Origin of the sequence: Vibrio sp. 10N.261.54.A5, from assembly GCF_041471145.1 — a bacterium.
Classification (GTDB): domain Bacteria; phylum Pseudomonadota; class Gammaproteobacteria; order Enterobacterales; family Vibrionaceae; genus Vibrio; species Vibrio crassostreae_C.
In genome coordinates, this window is the sequence record NZ_JBFRNU010000074.1 from 1 (window position 1) to 889 (window position 889).

Here is an 889-nt window from a genome sequence, read left to right on the forward strand (position 1 = left end):
TAGGGCGTGTTGATCTTTGCTGTACATTTCGCGTTCAACAATACATCGGTAGCCACATTAACATGAATGCCAGCGATAACATGCTGGCATAATTCCTTTCTAGCTTGTCATATCTACTTGAAATAGCTCGATAATGCTTAATTCTCCCAAAGGCATTTTCGACCAAGTGACGATACTTGTATAAACACCAATCCATACTGTCTTTGTCTATATCTTGTCCGTAATTGCGTTTAGCAATTACCGTTTCTCCGCCACGTTCCTTAACAAAAGTACGGAAAGGTTCGCTGTCATATCCTTTATCACAAACGATTGTATTAACTTCATCGAGTTGCTCAACTAAGCTTTCGGCATGCACTATATCGTGGCGTTGTCCCTCTGATAAATCAAAGCAAATCGGCAGGCCACCACTATCTACGGCTAAGTGAATTTTTGTTGAGTTGCCCCCGCGACTTTTTCCTATTTGCTCTGAACTTTCAGTAGCTGCACCTGTACTATGCTGATGTGCTCTAACTATAGAGCCATCAAGAAATACCCATTCAAAATCAGCCATGTTAGATAAACTTTTGAAAAGATTATCTAAAATCCCTTTCTTTGACCAAAGATTAAATCGTCTGTAAACGGTACTCCACTCTCCGAACTCAGAGGGTAGATCTCGCCAAGGAATACCTGTTCTCATTCGATAAAGTATTCCTTCAAATGTCATTCGATGTTCAGTTTTATCGTAAATACGACCTGTACTTTTCATAACTTGGAGTAGCAGTTCCCAGCGAATATCAGTTAGCATTGTTCTTGGCATGGTATTGGTTATGGTTTTACTTTTGGCGAAGCAAATTATAACTCTTTACCATGCTGTTCAAAAAACACTCACGAAAGATCAACACGCCCTAGT

At 39.9% G+C, this 889-nt stretch carries 1 protein-coding gene; it reads right to left on the reverse strand.

Annotated features, from left to right (window positions below):
• Positions 1–34: 34 nt before the first annotated feature.
• Positions 35–796, reverse strand: coding sequence for an IS5 family transposase (locus AB4329_RS20530; RefSeq protein ID WP_026028612.1), 762 nt, complete (start codon positions 794–796; stop codon positions 35–37).
• Between the last annotated feature and the right edge of the window lie 93 nt (positions 797–889).